The sequence below is a fragment of the Paracoccaceae bacterium Fryx2 genome (assembly GCA_032334235.1).
GTDB lineage: Bacteria > Pseudomonadota > Alphaproteobacteria > Rhodobacterales > Rhodobacteraceae > JAVSGI01.
In genome coordinates this window covers 2,583,027-2,601,528 of sequence record JAVSGI010000005.1, presented here as the reverse complement: position 1 = coordinate 2,601,528, position 18,502 = coordinate 2,583,027, and the positions used below count along the sequence as shown (strand labels likewise).

Sequence of the window (18,502 nt, the reverse complement as noted above, 5' to 3'; positions counted from 1 at the left end):
ATGCGCTGGCTTTGGAAAACCTGCGGTCTGCTTGCCCTGATGCTGGCGCTGGCGGGGCTCGCACTGCCGCTGCTGCCGACGGTGCCGTTCCTGCTGCTGGCCGCATTCTGCTTTGCCCGGTCATCGGCGCGTCTGCACGACTGGCTGGTGGGTCATCCGGTCCTCGGCCCGCCGATTGCCGACTGGAACCGGGCGGGCGCGATCGGGCGGCGGGCGAAGGTGCTGGCCAGCCTGTCGATGCTGGCTGCGTTCGGCCTGTCGATGGCACTGGGGGTGCGGCCGCTGATCCTGCTGGTTCAGGCGCTGGTGCTCTGCGCGGTGGCGCTGTTCATATGGAGCCGTCCCTCGGCATGACCGACAGCACGCGGCACAGCAGGTCCAGATCGTCGAGCGTGTTGTATCGGATGGTCAACAGGCCCGCCTCGCCGCCCGGTTCATGGTCGATCTTGACCGACATGCCGAGGTTGTTCGCCAGATCGGCCTCCAGCGCCCGCGTGTCGGCGTCCTTCTCCGGGCGGCCCCGCGGTCGCTGCGCGGCTTTGGTCGGCGCGGGGCCCCTGGCCAGTCGTTCCGTCTCGCGCACCGACAGGCCGCGGGCAATCACCTGCCGGGCCAGATCGGACGCGTTCGGCGTGGTGATCAGCGCCCGCGCGTGCCCGGCCGTCAGTTTGCCATCGCGCAGATAGGCCTGCACATCCTCAGGAAGATTGAGCAATCGCAAGAGGTTGGCGATATGGGGGCGGCTGCGGGACAGGGCTTCGGCCAGCTTTTCCTGGGTGTGGCCGAATCGGTCCATCAACTGCCGGAACCCCATCGCTTCTTCGATCGGGTTCAGGTCGGCGCGCTGGATGTTCTCGATGATCGCGACTTCCAGCACCTCGGTATCGTCGAAATCGCGCACCAGAACGGGCAGTTCGTGCAACTGCGCCAGTTGCGCCGCCCGCCAGCGCCGTTCGCCCGCGACGATTTCGAACCGGTCGCCGCCCGGAATCGGGCGCACGATCAGCGGCTGAATCACACCTTTCTGGCGGATCGAGGCTGCCAGATCCTCCAGCGCATCGGCCGGAAAGTCGCGGCGGGGCTGCATCGGGTTCGGCACGAGCTTTTCCACCGGAACCAGCAGATCGGGCCGCCGAGCCGCGGGCTGCGCGAGGTTCGAGCCCTGCGGCACGAGATCGACGTTGATATCCGCCATCAGCGCCGACAATCCCCGCCCCAGGCCCCGCCGTTCGGCTTTCTTCTCGATCACGATGCAATCTCCTCGTGTTTGGCGGCAATGCCGTGCCGGGAAACGATTTCCGCGGCGAGGGCGCGATAGGCCTCGCTGCCCTTCGACGCCGGATCGTAGCTCAACACCGGCATCGCGAACGAAGGCGCCTCGCTGACACGCACATTCCGCGGAATCACCGTCTTGAACACAAGATCCCCCAGGTTTTGCCGCGCGTCGTTTTCCACCTGCTGCGACAGGTTGTTGCGCCCGTCATACATTGTCAGCAGCACGCCCTCGATTCGCAGCGCGGCGTTGGCCGTCTGACGCACCTCGCGGATCGTCAGCATCAGCTGCGACAGCCCCTCCAGCGCGAAGAACTCGCTTTGCAGCGGCACCAGCACCGAATCGCAAGCCACCATTGCGTTGATTGTCAATAGGCTGAGCGACGGCGGGCAATCGATCAGGATGTAATCGAACCCCCAGCCATCCATTGCAGGCTGGCGCAGCGCATCATGCAGCAGGAAACTGCGCTTTTCGTTGGCGACAAGCTCCATATCCGCCGAAGAAAGGTCGGCATTGGCCGGGCAGATGAACACGGCACCGGTGCGGGTCGGCAGGATGACGTCTGTCAGCGGCGCATCGTCGATCAGCAGGTCGTATGTCGTCACCTTGCGGTGCGCCGGGTCGATGCCAAGGCCGGTGGAGGCGTTTCCCTGCGGGTCCAGATCGACCAGCAAGACGCGCGCGCCAAGTTCCGACAGGCCGGCCGCGAGATTGATCGCCGTCGTGGTCTTGCCCACGCCGCCTTTCTGGTTGGCAACCGCGATTATGCGCGGTTGCCTGGGGCGAAGCGGGTCAGACATGGGCGAGCCCTTTCACTTTCAGGATCACGGCCTTGGGGTCCGTTGCGCTGGACCAGTTTTCCAGATCAAAGTGCCATGTCTTGCGGGCGGCCTCAACCTCGGCGGCATGGCTGGCACCTTTCAGGAACAGCGCGGCGCCCCCCGGGGCCAGATGTGGCAATGTCAGCGCACACAGCTTTTCCAGCGGTGCGAGGGCGCGCGCTGAAATCACGTCTGCCCGCAGCGGCGCCAGCGATTCGACCCGTTCGGCCCGGATGTCCGGGGCGATGCCGAGTGTCCGGCTGGCTTCCCGCAGGAATGTGGCCTTGCGCTGGTCGGCCTCGACCAGCGTCATCCGCATTCCCGGGTGAAGCTCAGACGCGATGCAGGCAACCACCAGCCCTGGAAACCCGCCGCCGCTGCCCAGATCGCCCCAATGCTGCACCGGTTGGTCTGCAAGGGCATAGATCTGCGCCGAATCGAGAACATGGCGGGTCCAGGCGTCCTCCAGCGTGGATTTCGACACCAGATTGATCGCCGGGTTCCACTTGCGCATCAGGGTGACCAGCTTCTCCAGCCGCAGGATTGTTTCACGTGAAACATTCAAGGCGGCCAGGGACTCGGCAGCGTGAACGGTCATCCTTGCGCCCGATCCTTCTGCGACCGCCGCAACCGCGCCAGAATCAGCGTCAAGGCGGCCGGCGTCATCCCTTCGATTCGGCCCGCCTGCGCCAGATTGGCCGGGCGCGCGCGCAGGAGCTTGGCGGTCAGTTCGCCGGAAAGCCCAGACAAGGCTGCGAAGTCGAAATCCGGTGGAATGACAACGTGTTCGTCGCGCTTCAGCGACTGTGCATCTTCGGATTGACGATCAATATACGGCGCGTAAAGCGCATCGCGCCAGAGCTGCTCCTGAAGGTCGGGCGTTTGCGCCGCATAATCCGGACACAACCTGGCGATCACGGCCCGATCGCTGTCTGCAAAGGACAACAATGCGAAGGCCGAACGTCGAACGCCGTCCTGGCTGACGCGAATGCCCGCCGCTTCGACCTGCGTCGGCGTCAACTGCACCGCCTCCAGCGCCGCCCGGCCGCGAACCAGGGCCTCCTGCTTGGCCCCGAATGCCCTCCGACGCGCCTCTCCGACACAGCCGAGGCGCAAGCCCACGGGCGTCAGCCTCTGGTCGGCATTGTCGGCGCGCAGACTCAACCGGAACTCGGCGCGCGAGGTGAACATGCGGTAGGGCTCTGTTACACCCCGGGTCAGAAGATCGTCGATCATCACGCCGATGTAGCTTTCCGACCGGCTGAACAGCGCAGGTGCTTCGTCCCGGACCGCCAGCGCCGCATTGAGCCCCGCGACCATACCCTGCGCCGCGGCTTCTTCGTAGCCGGTGGTGCCGTTGATCTGCCCGGCCAGGTAGAGACCCGGCACGGACTTCAGCTCCAGGGTCGGCGCCAGACCGCGGGGGTCGAAGTAATCATACTCGATTGCATAGCCGGGCTGAAGGATGCGAACATTTTCAAGGCCCAACATCGAATGCACATAGTCTTCCTGCACGTCGGCCGGAAGCGAACTTGAGATGCCGTTCGGGTAGACTGTGGTATCGTCCAGGCCCTCGGGCTCCAGGAAGACCTGATGTTCCTGCTTGTCGGCAAACCGCACCACCTTGTCCTCGATCGAGGGGCAATACCGCGGCCCAACTCCGTCGATGTGGCCGCCATACATGGCCGAGCGGGAAAGGTTTCGGCGCACGATATCATGCGTGCGGCTGTTGGTATGGGTTATGCCGCAGGCGATCTGGCGCACAAGCGGCCCGCTGTCAAGAAAGGAAAACACCACCGGATTTTCGTCGCCGGGCTGCATGTCCAGCACTGACCAATCGATCGTGGTTCCGTCCAGACGCGGCGGCGTGCCAGTTTTCAGCCGACCCCGCGCCAGCCCAAGCCCAGCCAAGCGGTCCGCCAGCCGGACGGAAGGTCTGTCACCCATCCGCCCGCCTGGCTGGCGCCTGTCACCGATGTGAATCACCCCGTTCAGAAAGGTGCCCGACGTGAGAACAACTGCCCGGGCATGCAACACCGTGCCGTCGGCCAGCGTGACCCCTGCGATACGGCCACCATCCTGCGCCAGATCGACCACCTCCCCCTCGACAAGGATCAGGTTCGGTTGCGCCGCCAGATCCCGCTGCACCGCCTCGCGATACAGCCTGCGATCCGTCTGGGCCCGCGGCCCCTGCACCGCCGGACCCTTGCGCCGGTTCAGCAGCCGAAACTGGATCCCCGCCTGATCGGCCGCACGCGCCATCACGCCATCCAGCGCATCAATCTCGCGCACCAGATGGCCCTTGCCCAGGCCGCCGATCGCCGGATTGCACGACATCACGCCGATCCCGGCCACACTCAGCGTCACCAACGCCGTTCGGGCTCCCAGCCGTGCCGAAGCAGCCGCCGCTTCCGCGCCAGCATGTCCCCCACCAATCACCACCACGTCGAAATGTTTCACGTGAAACATCCTCATTTTCCGATGCAGAAGCTGGCAAAGATCTCGTCCAGCAGGTTTTCCACATCCACCCGGCCCACCAGGCAATCCAGCGCACGGATCGCCCGCCGCAGTTCTTCCGCCGCAAGCTCGGCGCGTCCCTCGTTCCCTACCTCAGCCCGCGCCGATTCCATAGCCCTGATCGCCGCCATGATGGCCAGGCGATGCCGTTCCCGCGTCAGAACCCCGGCCGAGGCGGATTTCTGCTGCAATACGGCGGCGATTTCCGCCACCAGATCACTCAACCCCTCGCCGGTCACGCCGGAAACCCGCATCCCCGGGCCCGGATGCAGGTCGGCCTTGCCCCGCACAACAATATCGCCCGCCTGTGGCGCAACCCCCGGCAGCTCCGAACCGTCCATCAGGAACACCCGCAAGTCCGCCCCGACGGCCCGGGCCCGTGCCCGTTCGATCCCCATGCCTTCCAGCACATCGCCGGTTTCGCGCAACCCCGCCGTGTCCAGCAGCGTGACCGCCAGCCCGCCCAGATCCATCCGCACCTCGATCACATCCCGGGTTGTCCCGGCAATTTCCGAGGTCAGCGCCGCCTCCCGCCCGGCCAGCGCATTCAGCAGCGTCGATTTCCCGGCATTCGGCGCGCCCAGAATTGCCACCTCGAACCCATCCCTGATCCGTTCGGCCACCCGCGCACCTTCCGCCTCGGCCCGCAACCCCGCCAGCAACCCGTCGATCAGCACCAGAACCTCCGGCGTCACATCCACCGGCACATCCTCGTCGGCAAAGTCGATCGTCGCTTCCAGCAACGCCGCCGCCCGGATCAGATCGACCCGCCAGCGTTCGGCCTGCCGCCCCACGGCGCCCGACAGCACCCGCAGGGCTTGCCGCCGCTGCGCCTCGGTCTCGGCGTCGATCAGGTCGGCCAACCCCTCCACCTGCGCCAGGTCCAGACAGCCGTTCTCCAGCGCCCTCCGGGTGAATTCGCCCGCCTCGGCCAGCCGCAAGCCGGGCTGCTCCGACAGCGCGCGCAGCACCGCGCTCACCGTCGCCGTGCTGCCATGCAGGTGCAGTTCCGCCACCGCCTCGCCGGTAAAGCTGGCGCCTGCGCCAAACAGCAGCACCAACCCCTGATCCAGCGCCACCCCACCCCAGACAAGACGGCGCAAGACGGCGACCCGCAGCGCGGGCAGCGGCCCGGTCAGCGCCGCCACCGCCACATGCGCCTGCGGGCCGGAAAGCCGCACAACGGCCACCCCGGCCCGACCGCGCGCGCTGGCCAGGGCATAAATCGTGTCCATAAAGCTTAACCCGTTGATTCAGAACGCTTAGCTGTTCATCGAATCGAAGAATTCCGCATTGCTCTTGGTCTGCCGCAGCTTGGAAATCAGGAACTCGATCGCATCCGTCGTGCCCATCGGGTTCAAAATCCGGCGCAGCACATAGGTCTTGGACAGATCGGTTTTCTCGACCAGAAGTTCTTCCTTGCGGGTGCCCGATTTCAGGATGTCCATCGCCGGGAACACGCGCTTGTCGGCCACCTTGCGGTCCAGCACGATCTCACTGTTGCCGGTGCCCTTGAACTCCTCGAAGATCACCTCGTCCATCCGGCTGCCGGTGTCGATCAGCGCCGTGGCAATGATGGTCAGGCTGCCGCCTTCCTCGATGTTCCGCGCCGCACCGAAGAACCGCTTCGGCCGCTGCAGCGCATTGGCGTCCACGCCGCCGGTCAGCACCTTGCCCGAGCTTGGCACCACCGTGTTGAACGCCCGCCCCAGCCGCGTGATGCTGTCCAGCAGGATCACCACGTCGCGCTTGTGCTCGACCAGCCGCTTGGCTTTCTCGATCACCATTTCCGCCACCGCGACATGCCGCGTCGCCGGCTCGTCGAACGTCGAAGACACCACCTCGCCCTTGACCGACCGCTGCATGTCGGTCACTTCTTCCGGCCGCTCGTCGATCAGCAGCACGATCAGATAGCATTCCGGGTGGTTGGTCGCGATCGAATGGGCGATGTTCTGCAACAGCACCGTTTTGCCGGTGCGCGGCGGCGCCACGATCAGCCCGCGCTGGCCCTTGCCGATCGGCGACACCAGGTCGATGATCCGGGCCGAGCGGTCTTTCACCGTCGGGTCTTCAACCTCCATCTTCAGCCGCTCGTCGGGGTAAAGCGGCGTCAGGTTGTCGAAATGCACCTTGTGGCGCGCCTTTTCCGGGTCGTCGAAGTTGATCCGCGTCACCTTGGTGATGCAGAAGTATTTCTCGGTATCGCGCGGCGCCTGCATCACGCCCTCGATGGTGTCGCCGGTGCGCAGGCTGAACTGGCGCAGAATGTCGGGCGAAACATAAATGTCATCCGGCCCCGGCAGATAGTTGGCCGACGGGCTGCGCAGAAAGCCGAAACCGTCCTGCAACACTTCCAGCACGCCATCGCCGCCGATTTCCCAACCCTCTTCGGCATGTTCCTTGAGGATCGAGAACATCATCTCGCCCTTGCGCATCGAAGGGGCGTTCTCGATTTCCCATTCTTCGGCCATCGCCAGCAGGTCGGCAGGCGTCTTGGCTTTCAGTTCGGCAAGGTTCAGACGTTCAACGGTTGTGGCAACGGGGGTCATGTAAACAGGCATCCTCGGCACGGCACCCGGCGGGCGGCGGCAACGGTCATGAATGGGAGGCGCATGGACCGAACGGCCCTGCACCCGCCGTGGTAAGGCCCGCGCGGCGAAAAGTCAATCTTGCAAAGCGCGACACGCCGTCCACGCCAGACCCCGCCCGGATAGCCCGCTCTCAGAACTTCACGATCACCGAAAGCACGATCACCAGCATCAGAAGCGTCGGCACCTCGTTCATCATCCGGTAGCGCCGGCCGTTCAGGCGGTTTTCTCCGGCCACGAACGCCTTGCGCCGGGCCCCCAGCCACATGTGAAACGCCGTCATCGCCAGCACCGAGCCCGCCTTGGCCCAGGGCCAGACCATGCTCCAGTCCACGATGCCCGGCGTAAGCACCAGCATCAGGCCGAACACCCAGGTCGAGATCATCGCGGGATTCATGATCGCCTTCAGCAGACGCCGTTCCATCACCTGAAACATCGCGTCCGTGGCGCTGCCCTTTTCCACCTGCTCGACGTGGTAGACGAACAGCCTCGGCAGGTAGAACAGCCCCGCCATCCAGGCCAGAACCGAGATCACATGAAATGCCTTCACCCAGAGGTAGGCCCCTGCCAGAAATTCGCCGATCATATTGCCTCCGAGACTGCGCCCCTTCTCTTAAATAAGAATTATAAGAAAAGGAATGATGCAGTAGGGGCTGGGGATAACAGGATTGTCGCATCCACCCCCCGGGTTATCCCCAGATCCGCTTCGGTGGACAAGTCGTGGAGAACCGTGAATAAAAGGTTAATTTCACAGAGAAAATAATTATAAAACAATGGCCTGAACCTCATTTCACGCGTGAAACGCCCGTGCCCGCCCGCCCCGCCTGCCTGTGGACGAGGCCTTTCTCCCCACCCCCGCCGGTTCGCCTGTCCCCCTCTGGACAACCGGCCCGGCCGCTTGACAAGCCGGCCCCTCTGCGCCCACCAAGGCCCCGAGGCCCGCTTTGCCCCCAAACGGCCGTCAGGAACAAAACCAGCTTGTCCACAGCTTTCACCCCCCGAAATCCGTCATGCAAAAGCGCCTGATTCTCGCCTCCGCCTCCCCCACCCGGCTGTCGCTGCTGCGGGCGGCGGGGCTTGCCGTCGAGGCTCTCCCGGCCCGCATCGACGAAGAAACGGTCCGCGCGGCGCTGGAAGCCGAATCCGCCACTCCCGCCGAAATCTCCGACACGCTGGCCGAGTTGAAGGCCCGCAAGATCGCCGACCGTACGCCCGACAGCCTCGTTCTCGGCTTCGATCAGGTGCTCGACTTCGCGGGCCGGGTCTGGGCCAAGCCCGACAGCCCGGCCGCCGCCCGCACCCAGCTACTCGCCCTTCGCGGCAAGACCCACCGCCTGTTGTCGGCCGCCGTGCTGTTCGAAGACGGCCGCCCGGTCTGGCGCACGACCGGCGAGGCGCGGCTGACCATGCGGCCTTTCTCTGATGCCTGGCTCGACGGCTACCTTGCCCGGAACTGGGACAGCCTGCGCCACGCCGTCGGCGGCTACAAGCTGGAGGAGGAAGGGGTGCAGCTGTTCTCGCGGGTCGAGGGCGACTATTTCACCGTTCTGGGGCTGCCGCTGCTGCCACTTCTCGGCTACCTTGGGCAAAGAGGTTTCATCGCAACATGACCGACCATCCCCGCATCCCGCTGGCCGGCGTCATCGGCCACCCGATCGCCCATTCCCGCTCGCCCGCGCTGCACGGCTACTGGCTGCGCCGATACGGTATCAAGGGTCACTACATCCCCATGGATATCGCGCAGGCCGATCTCAAGGAGGCTCTGCAAACCCTGCCCAAGCTGGGCTTTGTCGGGCTGAACGTGACGATTCCGCACAAGGAGACGATCCTTGGCCTGGCCGACATCGTCACCGACCGCGCGGCGCTGATCGGGGCGGCCAACACGCTGATCTTCCGCAAGGATGGCCGCATCCACGCCGACAACACCGACGGGTCGGGCTTCATCGCCAACCTGCGCCAGAACGCGCCGAACTGGCAGCCGCAGGCGGGGCCGGCGGCGGTGTTCGGGGCCGGCGGGGCGGCACGGGCGGTCATTGCCGCGCTGATCGAGGTTGGCGTGCCCGAGATCCGGCTTGCCAACCGCACGCGCCCGCGGGCCGAGGCTCTGCGGTCCGATTTCGGCGCAAAGGTGGTGGTTCACGACTGGGTGCAGGCCGGCAACATGCTCGACGGGGTGGCGACCGTGGTCAACACCACCTCGCTCGGGATGGTTGGCAAGCCTGACCTCCGGGTGCCGCTGGATGCGCTGCACCCGCGCACGCTGGTCACCGATCTGGTCTATACCCCGCTGAAGACCGCCTTCCTGATAGAGGCCGAAGACATCGGCTGCACCGTCGTTGATGGCCTCGGCATGTTGCTGCATCAGGCCGCGCCGGGCTTCGAACGCTGGTTCGGCCGCCGCCCGGAGGTTGACGATGCCACCCGCGCCGCGGTGATCGGGGCATGACGTTTCGACTTGGCCTGACCGGCTCGATCGGCATGGGCAAATCGACCACGGCGGAGTTCTTTGCCGAAGCGGGCCTGCCGGTCTGGGATGCGGATGCCGCCGTTCACCGGCTTTACGCGCCCGGGGGCAGCGCGGTGAGCGCGGTGGGTGCCCTTTGCCCCGATGCGGTGTTCGCAGGCGGCATCGACCGGGGCATCCTCAAGCGCTGGATCGCCAGCGACACCACCGCGCTGGCGCGGCTGGAGGCGGTGGTTCACCCGCTGGTCGCCGCCGACCGCGACACCTTTCTGGCCGGGGCAGCCGCCGACATCGTGGTGCTCGACATACCCCTGCTGTTCGAGCGCGGCACCGAAGCCGAGATGGACGCGACCCTTCTGGTCACGGCACCGCCCGCGCTGCAACGTGCCCGCGTCATGGCCCGCCCCGGCATGACCGAGGCGCAGTTTCAGACCATCCTCGCCCGCCAGATGCCCGACGCCGAAAAGCGCGCCCGCGCCACCCATATCATCGAGACCCTGGGCATTGAGGCCGCGCGTGAAGGCGTGAATGCCCTGATCGACTACATCCGAAAGGCCAAGTGATGCGCGAGATCGTGCTGGATACCGAAACCACCGGCTTTGAACCCGCCGAAGGCCACCGCATCGTCGAGATCGGTGCGGTGGAACTGTTCAACCACATGCCGACCGGGCGCACCTACCATCAATACCTCAATCCCGAACGGATGATGCCGAAAGAGGCGTTCGAGATTCACGGTCTGGGCGACGATTTCCTGCGCGACAAGCCGCTGTTCCGCAGCATCGCCGCGGCGTTCCTGGAGTTCATCGGCGACGCGACGCTGGTGATCCACAATGCCGCCTTCGACATGAAGTTCCTCAACGCCGAGCTGACAGCGGCGCGGCTGCCGCCGCTGCCGTTCGAGCGGGCGCTGGATACCGTGCTGATGGCGCGCAAGAAGTTTCCCGGTTCGCCCGCGTCCCTCGACGCGCTGTGCCGCCGCTTCGGGGTGGACAATTCGGGGCGCGAGAAACACGGCGCGCTGCTGGACAGCGAGATCCTGGCGGAAGTGTATCTGGAGCTGATCGGCGGGCGGCAGCCCGATCTGGTGCTGGCAGCCGCCCCGCGGGTCGTTCAGGGCAGCACCGACCAGAACGGCGACTGGCGGGCGCGGCCCCGGCCGACACCCCTGCCGCCGCTGCTAACGGCAGAGGAAGCAGCCGCCCATGCCGCTTTCGTGGCAAAGCTGGGCGACGGCGCGATCTGGAACAGGCGGGTTTGACGGCCGGGCGCTATTCGACTTCGACGCGGGGCGCGGCCGCAGTTGCCTGCTGCGCCTCGGCGCGGCGCGCCAGTTCCTGCCGGTAGAGCGCCAGAAAATCCACCGTGTCGACGTTCAGCGGCGGGAAGCCGCCATCGCGCGTCACGTCCGAGATGATGCGCCGCACGAAGGGGAACAGCAGGCGCGGGCATTCGATCAGCAGGAAGGGGTGAAGCTGTTCCTCCGCCACGCCCTCGACAACGAAGATCCCGCCGTAATCAAGCTCCATCAGGAACAGCGTGTCGCCGTTGACCTTGTTCTTCGAGGTGATGCGGAATTTCGTGATCACCTCGTATTGGTGTTCAAGGGCGCGCTTGCGGGCATCGAGGCTGACCGCAACCTGGATGTCGGGCTGCACGTCGCCGCCGGTCAGGCCCTTCTGGGCCACCATGTTCTCGAACGACATGTCGCGGATGAATTGCGCCAAGACCTGCATCTTGATCTGGGGGGTGGCGGGGGCGGTGCCATTGGCCTCTGTCATCGGTCTCTCCTGCGTGGTTCGCGCGTTGGGCGCGCTATCTGACGCCTTGTCTAGCAGGTCGGATTGGTGGCCTCAATGCCGGGTCCAGCCAGAGCTTCCGGGGCGTTCCTGATCGGGTGCATCCAGCGGCGTGGCGTCCAGCACCTGATAATCGGCGTCGATCGGGGCATCGCTCTGGGTCCGGCGCACCACGACGCCAGACGCCTGCATCCGCCGGGCCATCCGCGCAATCGCCAGATCCCGCACCTGCGGCACCAGCAGCAGCAGGCCGACCGCACTGGTGAAGAAGCCGGGCATCACGAGGAATATGCCGGCCATCATGCGCAACGCGCCCTGCGCCAGCGGCGACAGCGGGTCGGCCATGCCTTGGGCGGCATTGCGCATCTCGCCCACGGCGCGCAGGCCCTGGCCGCGCAGGATCCAGACCCCCAGAACCGCCGATGCCAGCACCAGCGCCAGCGTCGGCCAGAGAGTCAGCCACCCGCCAAGGGTGACGAACAAAGAGATCTCGATCAGCGGCAAGCCGACCACGAATGCAAAAAGCCACATTCCCAGGCTCCTTCGGGACTGCAATCTGTGGGTCAGGCGGTGGACTTGGACCGACCCCTCACTTACATAGGGTCAACAGGGGCTGGTTACCAACCGAAAAGCCGCCCGTCCCGCCCTTCGAGACCCCGAGGTTTACATGAGCTCATCCCTGATCCAACTGCTTGTCCTGGCCGGGATCGCCGTCTTTCTCATTCTCAAGCTGCGGAATGTGCTGGGCACGCGCGATGGCTTCGAGAAGCCCCCGCTGCCGATCGAGGAGCAGCCGGTGCGCGCCCGCCGCGACTTCGAAGTGATCGAGGGCGGGCCTGACCGCGACATCACCGACCATGTCGCCGATGGCAGCCCGTCCGCCAAGGCGCTGGCGGGCATGAAGATGGCAGAACCGGGCTTTGGCGTCGGCGATTTCCTGAACGGCGCGCGCGGTGCCTACGAGATGATCCTGATGGCCTTCGAAAAGGGCGATCTGGCGCAGATCAAGGGCTTCCTGTCCGACGACGTGTATCAGAGCTTCGAGGCCGCCGTGCAGGCGCGCGAGGCCGAAGGGCTGACGGTCGAGGCGAATTTCGTTGGTTTGCGGGATCTTGCGCTGCAGGAGGCCACCTTTGACCGCGACACCCGCGAGGCCGAGATTGCCGTGCGCTTTGTCGGCGAACTGACCTCGCTGGTGCGCAACAAGCTGGGCGAGGTGGTCGAGGGATCGCCGACAGAGGTCAAGCGCCAGCGCGATGTCTGGACCTTTGCCCGCGTCATGGGTTCGAACGATCCGAACTGGCAACTCGTCGCCACCGGGGACTGATGCGTGCCCTGCTGCGCAGCCTCGCCGTCGTGCTGGCCGTGATGGCGGGCGCGGGCCCTGCGGCGGCGCAGGTGCTGCGCTTTGACGATCTGGACGGCTGGCGCGACGATGACCACCGCGCGGCGCTGGCGGTGTTTCGCGGGACGTGCAGCCTGATCGACGGGCCCGAGTGGCAGCCGCTGTGTCGACTTGCCGCGGATGCCGAAGGCAGCGCGGCGGCGGCGCGCAGCTTCTTCGAGCTGTTCTTCCGGCCGGTGCTGATGGGCGAACCCCCGGCACTGTTCACCGGCTATTACGAGCCCGAACTTCCCGGCTCGCCGGTTCGCACCCCGCGCTTTGCGTGGCCGATCTATGCCAAGCCGCCGGAACTGACCGAGGGCAGCGTCTGGCACAGCCGCGGCGACATCGAGGCGGGCGGATTGCTGCGCGGCCGCGGTCTGGAGATTGCCTGGCTCGATGACCCGGTGGAGGTGTATTTTCTGCAGGTGCAGGGTTCCGGCCGCATCCGGATGCCGGATGGCCGGGTGATCCGGGTCGGCTATGCCGCCAAGAACGGCCAGCCCTACCGCTCCATCGGGCAGGAACTTGTGCGGCGCGGCACCCATGCGCTGCACGAGGTTTCGGCGCAGGCGATCCGTGCCTGGGTGCGGCGCAACCCGGTTGAGGGTGCGCAACTGCTGTTTCACAACCCGTCTTACGTGTTTTTCCGCAAGCTGGCCAACCTGGCCCCCGAGAAGGGGCCGATAGGGGCGATGGGGCGCTCGATCACCACGATGCGCAGTCTGGCGGTCGATCCGGCCCATACGCCGCTGGGGGCGCCGGTCTGGATCGAGAAGGATGGCCGCAACCCCCTGCGCCGCCTGATGATTGCGCAGGATACCGGCGGCGCGATCAAGGGCGCGCAGCGGGCCGACATCTTTTTCGGCACCGGGTATCAGGCGGGCGAGGATGCGGGGACCGTGAAGGACGGCGGCCGGATGATCGTGCTGTTGCCGATCGACCGGGCCTTTGCCCTGCTGCCGGACGGCTGAGCCATGGCCCGCCGCCGCACCCTGCGCCCCGACGAAGAAGAGCTTTGGGCCGCCGTCGCGCGCACCGCACAGCCGATGCACCCGGGACGGCCCGCGATTTTTCTACGAAAAATCGAGGATCTGCCTGCCGCCGTCACGCATGAGCCGCCGAATGTCATCCATCCCGCGCCCTCCTTCGGGCGCTTTCGCATCGGCGAGAAGGCGCATGTGCGACCTTCGGGGCACGACGTTCAGCCGCCGTTGCGCGCCCTGCTGGCCGAGGCGCCGTTGCGGATGGATGCGAAAAGCTTCGCCCGGATGGCGCGCGGCAAGCTTTCCCCCGAGGCGCGGCTTGACCTGCACGGCATGACGCTGTCGGAGGCGCATCCCGAACTGATCGGCTTCATCCTGAACGCTCAAGCGCAGGGGCTGCGGCTTGTGCTGGTCATCACCGGCAAGGGCAGCAGGCGCACCGCCGACCATGGTCCGATCCCGCAGCGGCAGGGGGTTCTGAAGCATCAGGTGCCGCACTGGCTGCACATGGCGCCGCTGGGGCCGGCCGTCTTGCAGGTGGCCGAGGCGCATCTGAAGCATGGCGGGTCGGGGGCATATTACGTCTACCTGCGCCGCCGCTAATTGGCGATTTCGCCAGCGATGGCGGTGACGGGCAGCAGGATGATTTCGGTCGCGTTCTGCACCGTCAGCACCGCGCCCGACAGCAGGTCGGTCCGGCCCTTCTGGTCGGAGACGAAGGCCGCGTTGACCTCGACCATCCGGCCGAGCAGTTGCAGCAGCGCGGGCGAGGTGGCGGCGGTGAAATGGCCGGCGCCCGAGGAGAAGGCGCCGACCTCCATGAACGTCACCTTAAGGTCGGCAAGGCGTGCGATCTCCGACAGGTTGCCGAGGCGCTCGGTCTTGCCGGTCAGCCCGGCCGACAGTTGCAGTATGCGGTCGCGGTTCGAGCCGAAGATCAGGAACGGGTCGGGCAGTTTGCCGATCATCGTGGCCTGGGCGTGGAACACGTCGACATCCAGATCGGGCGAGATCAGGATCACCCCGCCGATCCGCGCCATCAGTGCCTTGTCGTTGCGGATCGCGATCTGGCGCAGGGTCTCCATCGTCAGGGCGCTGCCCATCGAATGCGCCACGAGGAAGATGCGCTTCGCCCCGGCGTCGGCCACCTGGTTCAGCAGCACCTCCAGCCCGTCGCGGGCGAACAGCGCGGAATCGGCGTCATAGACATAGCCCAGCGGGTTGCCCGCCGAGGGCCAGGAGTAATGCACCACCGCGCCGGGCAGGTCGAGGTCATGCGCGAGTTGCGCGATCCGGTAGAGCCCTTCCGAATAGGTGTTGTTGAAGCCATGCACGAACACGACGGCATCACGCTCGCCCACCCCTTCCTGTGCCAGCGCGCGGGCCAGATCGGCCCGGAAGGTGCGGGCGTCGGGGTGGACAATGGCCGCGGTGGTGAGGAAATCGGTGGCAGGATCGGCGGGCCCGCGTCTGGGCGGCCAATTGATCTCGCCCGGCGCGCGGTCGGGCGGCACCGACACGTCGTAACGCGCAAAGGCGGCGGTTTCGGTACGCTCGCCGCCGAAGGTGCCGGTGGCCGGATCGACCGCCCGCGTTGTGCCGACAAAGACCGACCGCACGTCGCCCACGTCGCCGGCGCGGGGATCCATGGTGATGGTGCCGCGCGGCGTGCAGGCCACCAGCAGGACGAGGACGAGAGCGAGCGGTTTCACGGGACCATCCTGTTGCGCTTGTGCCCGCACTGGATCACCCGGCCCGCGTCAGCGGTCAAGCGGTTTGCCCTGCGGCCTAAAGAACATAGCGGCTGAGGTCGGCCGAGCGCGACAGCGCGCCCAGATTTGCCTCGACGAAGGCCGCATCGACCACCACCGCCTCGCCGCCCCGGTCGGGCGCGGTGAAGGACAACTCTTCGAACACCCGTTCCATCACGGTGTAAAGCCTGCGCGCGCCGATGTTTTCGACCGCGCGGTTCACCTCGGCCGCGATGCCCGCCAGCGCGGTGATCCCGTCTGGCGTGAAGCTGACGGCGACCTTTTCGGTAGCCATCAGCGCCGAGTATTGCAGGGTCAGCGCGTTGTCGGTTTCGGTCAGGATGCGGACGAAATCCTCCTCGGTCAGGGGGCGCAGTTCCACCCGGATCGGCAGGCGGCCCTGAAGTTCAGGCAGCAGGTCCGAGGGCTTGGCGATGTGGAAGGCGCCGCTGGCGATGAACAGGATATGGTCGGTTTTCACCGGGCCGTGCTTGGTGGAAACGGTAGTGCCCTCGATCAGCGGCAGCAGGTCGCGCTGCACGCCCTCGCGGCTGACATCGGCGCCGCGCGTATCGGACCGGGCGCAGACCTTGTCGATCTCGTCGATGAAGACGATGCCGTTTTCCTGCACCGCCTCCAGCGCGGCGGTCTTGACCGTTTCGTCATCCAGCAGCTTGTCGGCCTCTTCGCTGATCAGGAGGTCATGGCTTTCGGCCACGGTCATTCGCCGTTTCTGCGTGCGCCCGGCCATCTTGCCGAAGATTTCGCCCAGGTTCATCATGCCGGGCTGGCCTTGCCCCGTGGGGTCGAAGGCGCCGAACGGGTTGGAAGTGTCTGCGATGTCGAGTTCGATCATCGTCTGGTCAAGCTCGCCGCGCTTCAGCTTGCCGCGGAACATCTCGCGGGTCTGTTCGCGGGCGTCCTTGCCGGCGATGGCCTCGATCACCCGTTCCTCGGCGGCCTTGGCGGCGCGGGCCTTCACGTCCTCGCGCATCCGGGCGCGGGTGTCGACCATGGCGGCATCGACCAGATCACGGATGATGCTGTCGACATCGCGGCCGACATAGCCCACCTCGGTGAACTTGGTCGCCTCGACCTTCAGGAACGGCGCGCGGGCGAGCTTGGCCAGACGGCGGCTGATCTCGGTTTTGCCGACGCCGGTCGGCCCGATCATCAGGATGTTCTTGGGGTAGACCTCGTCGCGCAGGTCGTCGGCCAGCTGCTTGCGCCGCCAGCGGTTGCGCAGCGCCACGGCGACGGCGCGCTTGGCGTCGCTTTGGCCGATGATGTGGCGGTCAAGTTCCGAGACGATTTCGCGCGGGGTCAGGTCGGTCATTTCGCAATCCGTTCGACGGTCAGGTTGCCGTTGGTGTAGACGCAGATCTCGGCGGCGATGGCCATGGCCTTGCGGGCGACATCTTCGGCGGAAAGGTCGGTGGTCATCAGGCCGCGCGCGGCGGCCAGGGCGAAGTTGCCGCCCGAGCCGATGGCGGCCACGTCATGCTCGGGTTCCAGCACGTCGCCCGCCCCGGTGATCACGAAAAGGTCGGCGCCGTCGGTCACGATCAGCATGGCTTCCAGATTTCGCAGATACTTGTCCATCCGCCAGTCCTTCGCCAGTTCGACGGATGCGCGCGCCAGTTGCCCCGGCATCGCCTCCAGCTTCTTTTCCAGCCGTTCCAGCAGGGTGAAGGCGTCGGCGGTCGAGCCGGCAAAGCCTGCCACCACGTCGCGCCCGCCGGGCGAGAGGCGACGCACCTTGCGTGCCGTGCCCTTGATGACGGTGGCGCCAAGGCTCACCTGCCCGTCGCCTGCCACCACAACCTCGCCGCCACGCCGCACCGCAAGGATCGTGGTGCCGTGCCAGCCGGGAAACCTGTCTTCCGCCATGCCTGCCTCCGCATTGTCGGTTCTATATGGGCCGGGGCCGGGGGCTGCACAAGCGGGCCACACGTCGCGGGGGCCGGCATGAAAAAGGGGTGCCGGCTGGCACCCCGTTTCGATCGGCCCCGGCGCGCAATCAGATCGCGCTGGCGATCCAGCTTGCCAGCGCCGCCTTGGGCGCCGCCCCGACCTTGTTCGAAACCACCTGGCCGTCCTTGAACAGGAACAGCGCAGGGATGCCGCGCACGCCCAGAACGGCGGGGCTGTCGGGGTTTTCATCGACGTTGATCTTCACGATCTTGACGCGGCCGGCGTATTCGACCGCCAGTTCCTCCAGCGCCGGGCCGATCTGGCGGCAGGGGCCGCACCATTCGGCCCAGAAATCGACGACGACGGGAACATCCGACTGGCGGACCTCGGCATCGAAGGTGGCATCGGTGACGGCAACGGTGGCCATTTCAAGGACTCCCAGAATGAATGTGTTGGCAGGGAACCTATGGACCGCGCCGACCTGCGTCAAGGGATCGTGGGTCGGGGCCGCGGCGCCTCACGATATCGGGATGGCTCAGGGCCGCCGCTCGTCTGGCGGTGCCAGTGCCGCAAGATCGTTCAGCAATGCCAGAAGCGTCGCCATGCGGTCCGGCCCGAAATCGCGTTCCAGCCCGCGGTAGATCTGAAGGCTGTGCGGGCTGACCGCACGGATCAGCGCAGTCGCCATTTCCGTGTTCTCCAGCATCACCCGGCGGCGGTCTTTGCTGTCGGCGTGCCGGGTGATCAACCCACGATCGGTCATCGCCCGGATCATCCGGGTCAGCGACGGTGCCAGAATGTTTGCGCGCGCCGACAGTTCCGTTGCATCCAGCCGACCGGACTCGGCCAGCACCCGGATCACGCGCCATTGCTGTTCGTTGATGTCTGCCGCATCGAGCAGCGGGCGAAAGCGGGCCATCACCGCTTCGCGGGCCCGCAGCAGCGCCATGGGCAGCGACTGCCGCGTGTTTCGCGGCAGGATCGCATCGCTGTCGGGGGCCATCACCG

At 66.2% G+C, this 18,502-nt stretch carries 22 protein-coding genes; 8 read left to right on the top strand and 14 right to left on the bottom strand.

All coding sequences use genetic code 11. The features are described from left to right. Entirely contained in the window at nt 1-354 is a 354-nt protein-coding gene (locus RNZ50_21740) for a YbaN family protein (GenBank protein ID MDT8857616.1), read from the top strand. On the opposite strand, the gene RNZ50_21735 is transcribed toward RNZ50_21740, so the two are convergent. The 7 genes from RNZ50_21735 to hemJ all read right to left on the bottom strand — a co-directional run bounded on the left by RNZ50_21735 (nt 329) and on the right by hemJ (nt 7,785). Further along, complete coding sequence (locus tag RNZ50_21735) at nt 329-1,246, bottom strand: ParB/RepB/Spo0J family partition protein (protein ID MDT8857615.1); 918 nt, start codon at nt 1,244-1,246, stop codon at nt 329-331. The genes RNZ50_21740 and RNZ50_21735 overlap by 26 nt on opposite strands. After that, nucleotides 1,246-2,073 (bottom strand): ParA family protein, encoded by an 828-nt coding sequence (locus RNZ50_21730; GenBank protein MDT8857614.1) that lies wholly within the window; start codon nt 2,071-2,073, stop codon nt 1,246-1,248. The genes RNZ50_21735 and RNZ50_21730 overlap by 1 nt, the downstream gene beginning before the upstream one ends. Next, complete coding sequence (rsmG, locus tag RNZ50_21725; protein ID MDT8857613.1) at nt 2,066-2,692, bottom strand: 16S rRNA (guanine(527)-N(7))-methyltransferase RsmG; 627 nt, start codon at nt 2,690-2,692, stop codon at nt 2,066-2,068. Before rsmG ends, RNZ50_21730 begins: the two co-directional genes overlap by 8 nt. Continuing rightward, complete coding sequence (gene mnmG, locus RNZ50_21720) at nt 2,689-4,554, bottom strand: tRNA uridine-5-carboxymethylaminomethyl(34) synthesis enzyme MnmG (protein ID MDT8857612.1); 1,866 nt, start codon at nt 4,552-4,554, stop codon at nt 2,689-2,691. The genes rsmG and mnmG overlap by 4 nt, the downstream gene beginning before the upstream one ends. 11 nt (nt 4,555-4,565) lie before the next feature. Beyond that, the gene (mnmE, locus tag RNZ50_21715; protein ID MDT8857611.1) at nt 4,566-5,846 is read right to left on the bottom strand and encodes a tRNA uridine-5-carboxymethylaminomethyl(34) synthesis GTPase MnmE; all 1,281 of its coding nucleotides are present in this window, start codon (nt 5,844-5,846) and stop codon (nt 4,566-4,568) included. A gap of 27 nt (nt 5,847-5,873) precedes the next feature. Continuing rightward, the gene (rho, locus tag RNZ50_21710) at nt 5,874-7,160 is read right to left on the bottom strand and encodes a transcription termination factor Rho (GenBank protein MDT8857610.1); all 1,287 of its coding nucleotides are present in this window, start codon (nt 7,158-7,160) and stop codon (nt 5,874-5,876) included. A 172-nt stretch (nt 7,161-7,332) separates the two neighbouring features. Continuing rightward, nucleotides 7,333-7,785: a protoporphyrinogen oxidase HemJ gene (gene hemJ, locus RNZ50_21705; GenBank protein MDT8857609.1), complete on the bottom strand. Its 453-nt coding sequence runs from the start codon at nt 7,783-7,785 to the stop codon at nt 7,333-7,335. Between the two features lie 424 nt (nt 7,786-8,209). Between hemJ and RNZ50_21700 the strand changes: the two genes are divergently transcribed. Genes RNZ50_21700 through dnaQ form a run of 4 tightly spaced genes read left to right on the top strand, consistent with a single transcriptional unit; the run spans nt 8,210 to nt 10,921 of the window. Beyond that, complete coding sequence (locus tag RNZ50_21700; GenBank protein ID MDT8857608.1) at nt 8,210-8,809, top strand: Maf family protein; 600 nt, start codon at nt 8,210-8,212, stop codon at nt 8,807-8,809. Next, complete coding sequence (locus RNZ50_21695) at nt 8,806-9,645, top strand: shikimate dehydrogenase (protein MDT8857607.1); 840 nt, start codon at nt 8,806-8,808, stop codon at nt 9,643-9,645. The genes RNZ50_21700 and RNZ50_21695 overlap by 4 nt, the downstream gene beginning before the upstream one ends. Next, a complete protein-coding gene (coaE, locus tag RNZ50_21690) occupies nt 9,642-10,226 on the top strand; it encodes a dephospho-CoA kinase (protein ID MDT8857606.1) in 585 nt (194 codons plus the stop codon). Before RNZ50_21695 ends, coaE begins: the two co-directional genes overlap by 4 nt. Then, the gene (dnaQ, locus tag RNZ50_21685; protein MDT8857605.1) at nt 10,226-10,921 is read left to right on the top strand and encodes a DNA polymerase III subunit epsilon; all 696 of its coding nucleotides are present in this window, start codon (nt 10,226-10,228) and stop codon (nt 10,919-10,921) included. The genes coaE and dnaQ overlap by 1 nt, the downstream gene beginning before the upstream one ends. 10 nt (nt 10,922-10,931) lie before the next feature. Here the strand turns inward: dnaQ and secB are convergent, their stop codons facing one another. Together secB and RNZ50_21675 are read right to left on the bottom strand one after the other, a co-directional pair. Continuing rightward, nucleotides 10,932-11,441, bottom strand: a complete 510-nt coding sequence (secB, locus tag RNZ50_21680) for a protein-export chaperone SecB (protein ID MDT8857604.1) — start codon at nt 11,439-11,441, stop codon at nt 10,932-10,934. Between the two features lie 72 nt (nt 11,442-11,513). Further along, nucleotides 11,514-11,990 (bottom strand): FxsA family protein, encoded by a 477-nt coding sequence (locus RNZ50_21675; protein MDT8857603.1) that lies wholly within the window; start codon nt 11,988-11,990, stop codon nt 11,514-11,516. Between the two features lie 136 nt (nt 11,991-12,126). Here RNZ50_21675 and RNZ50_21670 point away from each other — a divergent pair, with 136 nt between their 5' ends. From RNZ50_21670 to RNZ50_21660, 3 genes are read left to right on the top strand one after another with little or no spacing between them, the layout of a single operon-like run. Beyond that, nucleotides 12,127-12,786 (top strand): Tim44/TimA family putative adaptor protein, encoded by a 660-nt coding sequence (locus tag RNZ50_21670; protein ID MDT8857602.1) that lies wholly within the window; start codon nt 12,127-12,129, stop codon nt 12,784-12,786. Beyond that, entirely contained in the window at nt 12,786-13,817 is a 1,032-nt protein-coding gene (locus RNZ50_21665; protein MDT8857601.1) for an MltA domain-containing protein, read from the top strand. The genes RNZ50_21670 and RNZ50_21665 overlap by 1 nt, the downstream gene beginning before the upstream one ends. Before the next feature lie 3 nt (nt 13,818-13,820). After that, nucleotides 13,821-14,432 carry a Smr/MutS family protein gene (locus tag RNZ50_21660; protein MDT8857600.1) on the top strand — a complete coding sequence of 204 codons (612 nt, stop codon included), beginning with the start codon at nt 13,821-13,823 and terminating at the stop codon, nt 14,430-14,432. On the opposite strand, the gene RNZ50_21655 is transcribed toward RNZ50_21660, so the two are convergent. From RNZ50_21655 to hpaR, 5 genes are all read right to left on the bottom strand, one after another. Continuing rightward, on the bottom strand, nt 14,429-15,541 hold the full coding sequence (locus RNZ50_21655; GenBank protein ID MDT8857599.1) for an alpha/beta fold hydrolase: 1,113 nt from the start codon (nt 15,539-15,541) through the stop codon (nt 14,429-14,431). The genes RNZ50_21660 and RNZ50_21655 overlap by 4 nt on opposite strands. A gap of 76 nt (nt 15,542-15,617) precedes the next feature. Continuing rightward, nucleotides 15,618-16,916: an ATP-dependent protease ATPase subunit HslU gene (gene hslU, locus RNZ50_21650; GenBank protein ID MDT8857598.1), complete on the bottom strand. Its 1,299-nt coding sequence runs from the start codon at nt 16,914-16,916 to the stop codon at nt 15,618-15,620. After that, complete coding sequence (gene hslV / locus RNZ50_21645; protein ID MDT8857597.1) at nt 16,913-17,470, bottom strand: ATP-dependent protease subunit HslV; 558 nt, start codon at nt 17,468-17,470, stop codon at nt 16,913-16,915. The genes hslU and hslV overlap by 4 nt, the downstream gene beginning before the upstream one ends. A 130-nt stretch (nt 17,471-17,600) precedes the next feature. Continuing rightward, nucleotides 17,601-17,921 carry a thioredoxin gene (gene trxA / locus RNZ50_21640; protein MDT8857596.1) on the bottom strand — a complete coding sequence of 107 codons (321 nt, stop codon included), beginning with the start codon at nt 17,919-17,921 and terminating at the stop codon, nt 17,601-17,603. A 108-nt stretch (nt 17,922-18,029) separates the two neighbouring features. Further along, entirely contained in the window at nt 18,030-18,497 is a 468-nt protein-coding gene (hpaR, locus tag RNZ50_21635; protein MDT8857595.1) for a homoprotocatechuate degradation operon regulator HpaR, read from the bottom strand. Nucleotides 18,498-18,502 lie beyond the last annotated feature (5 nt).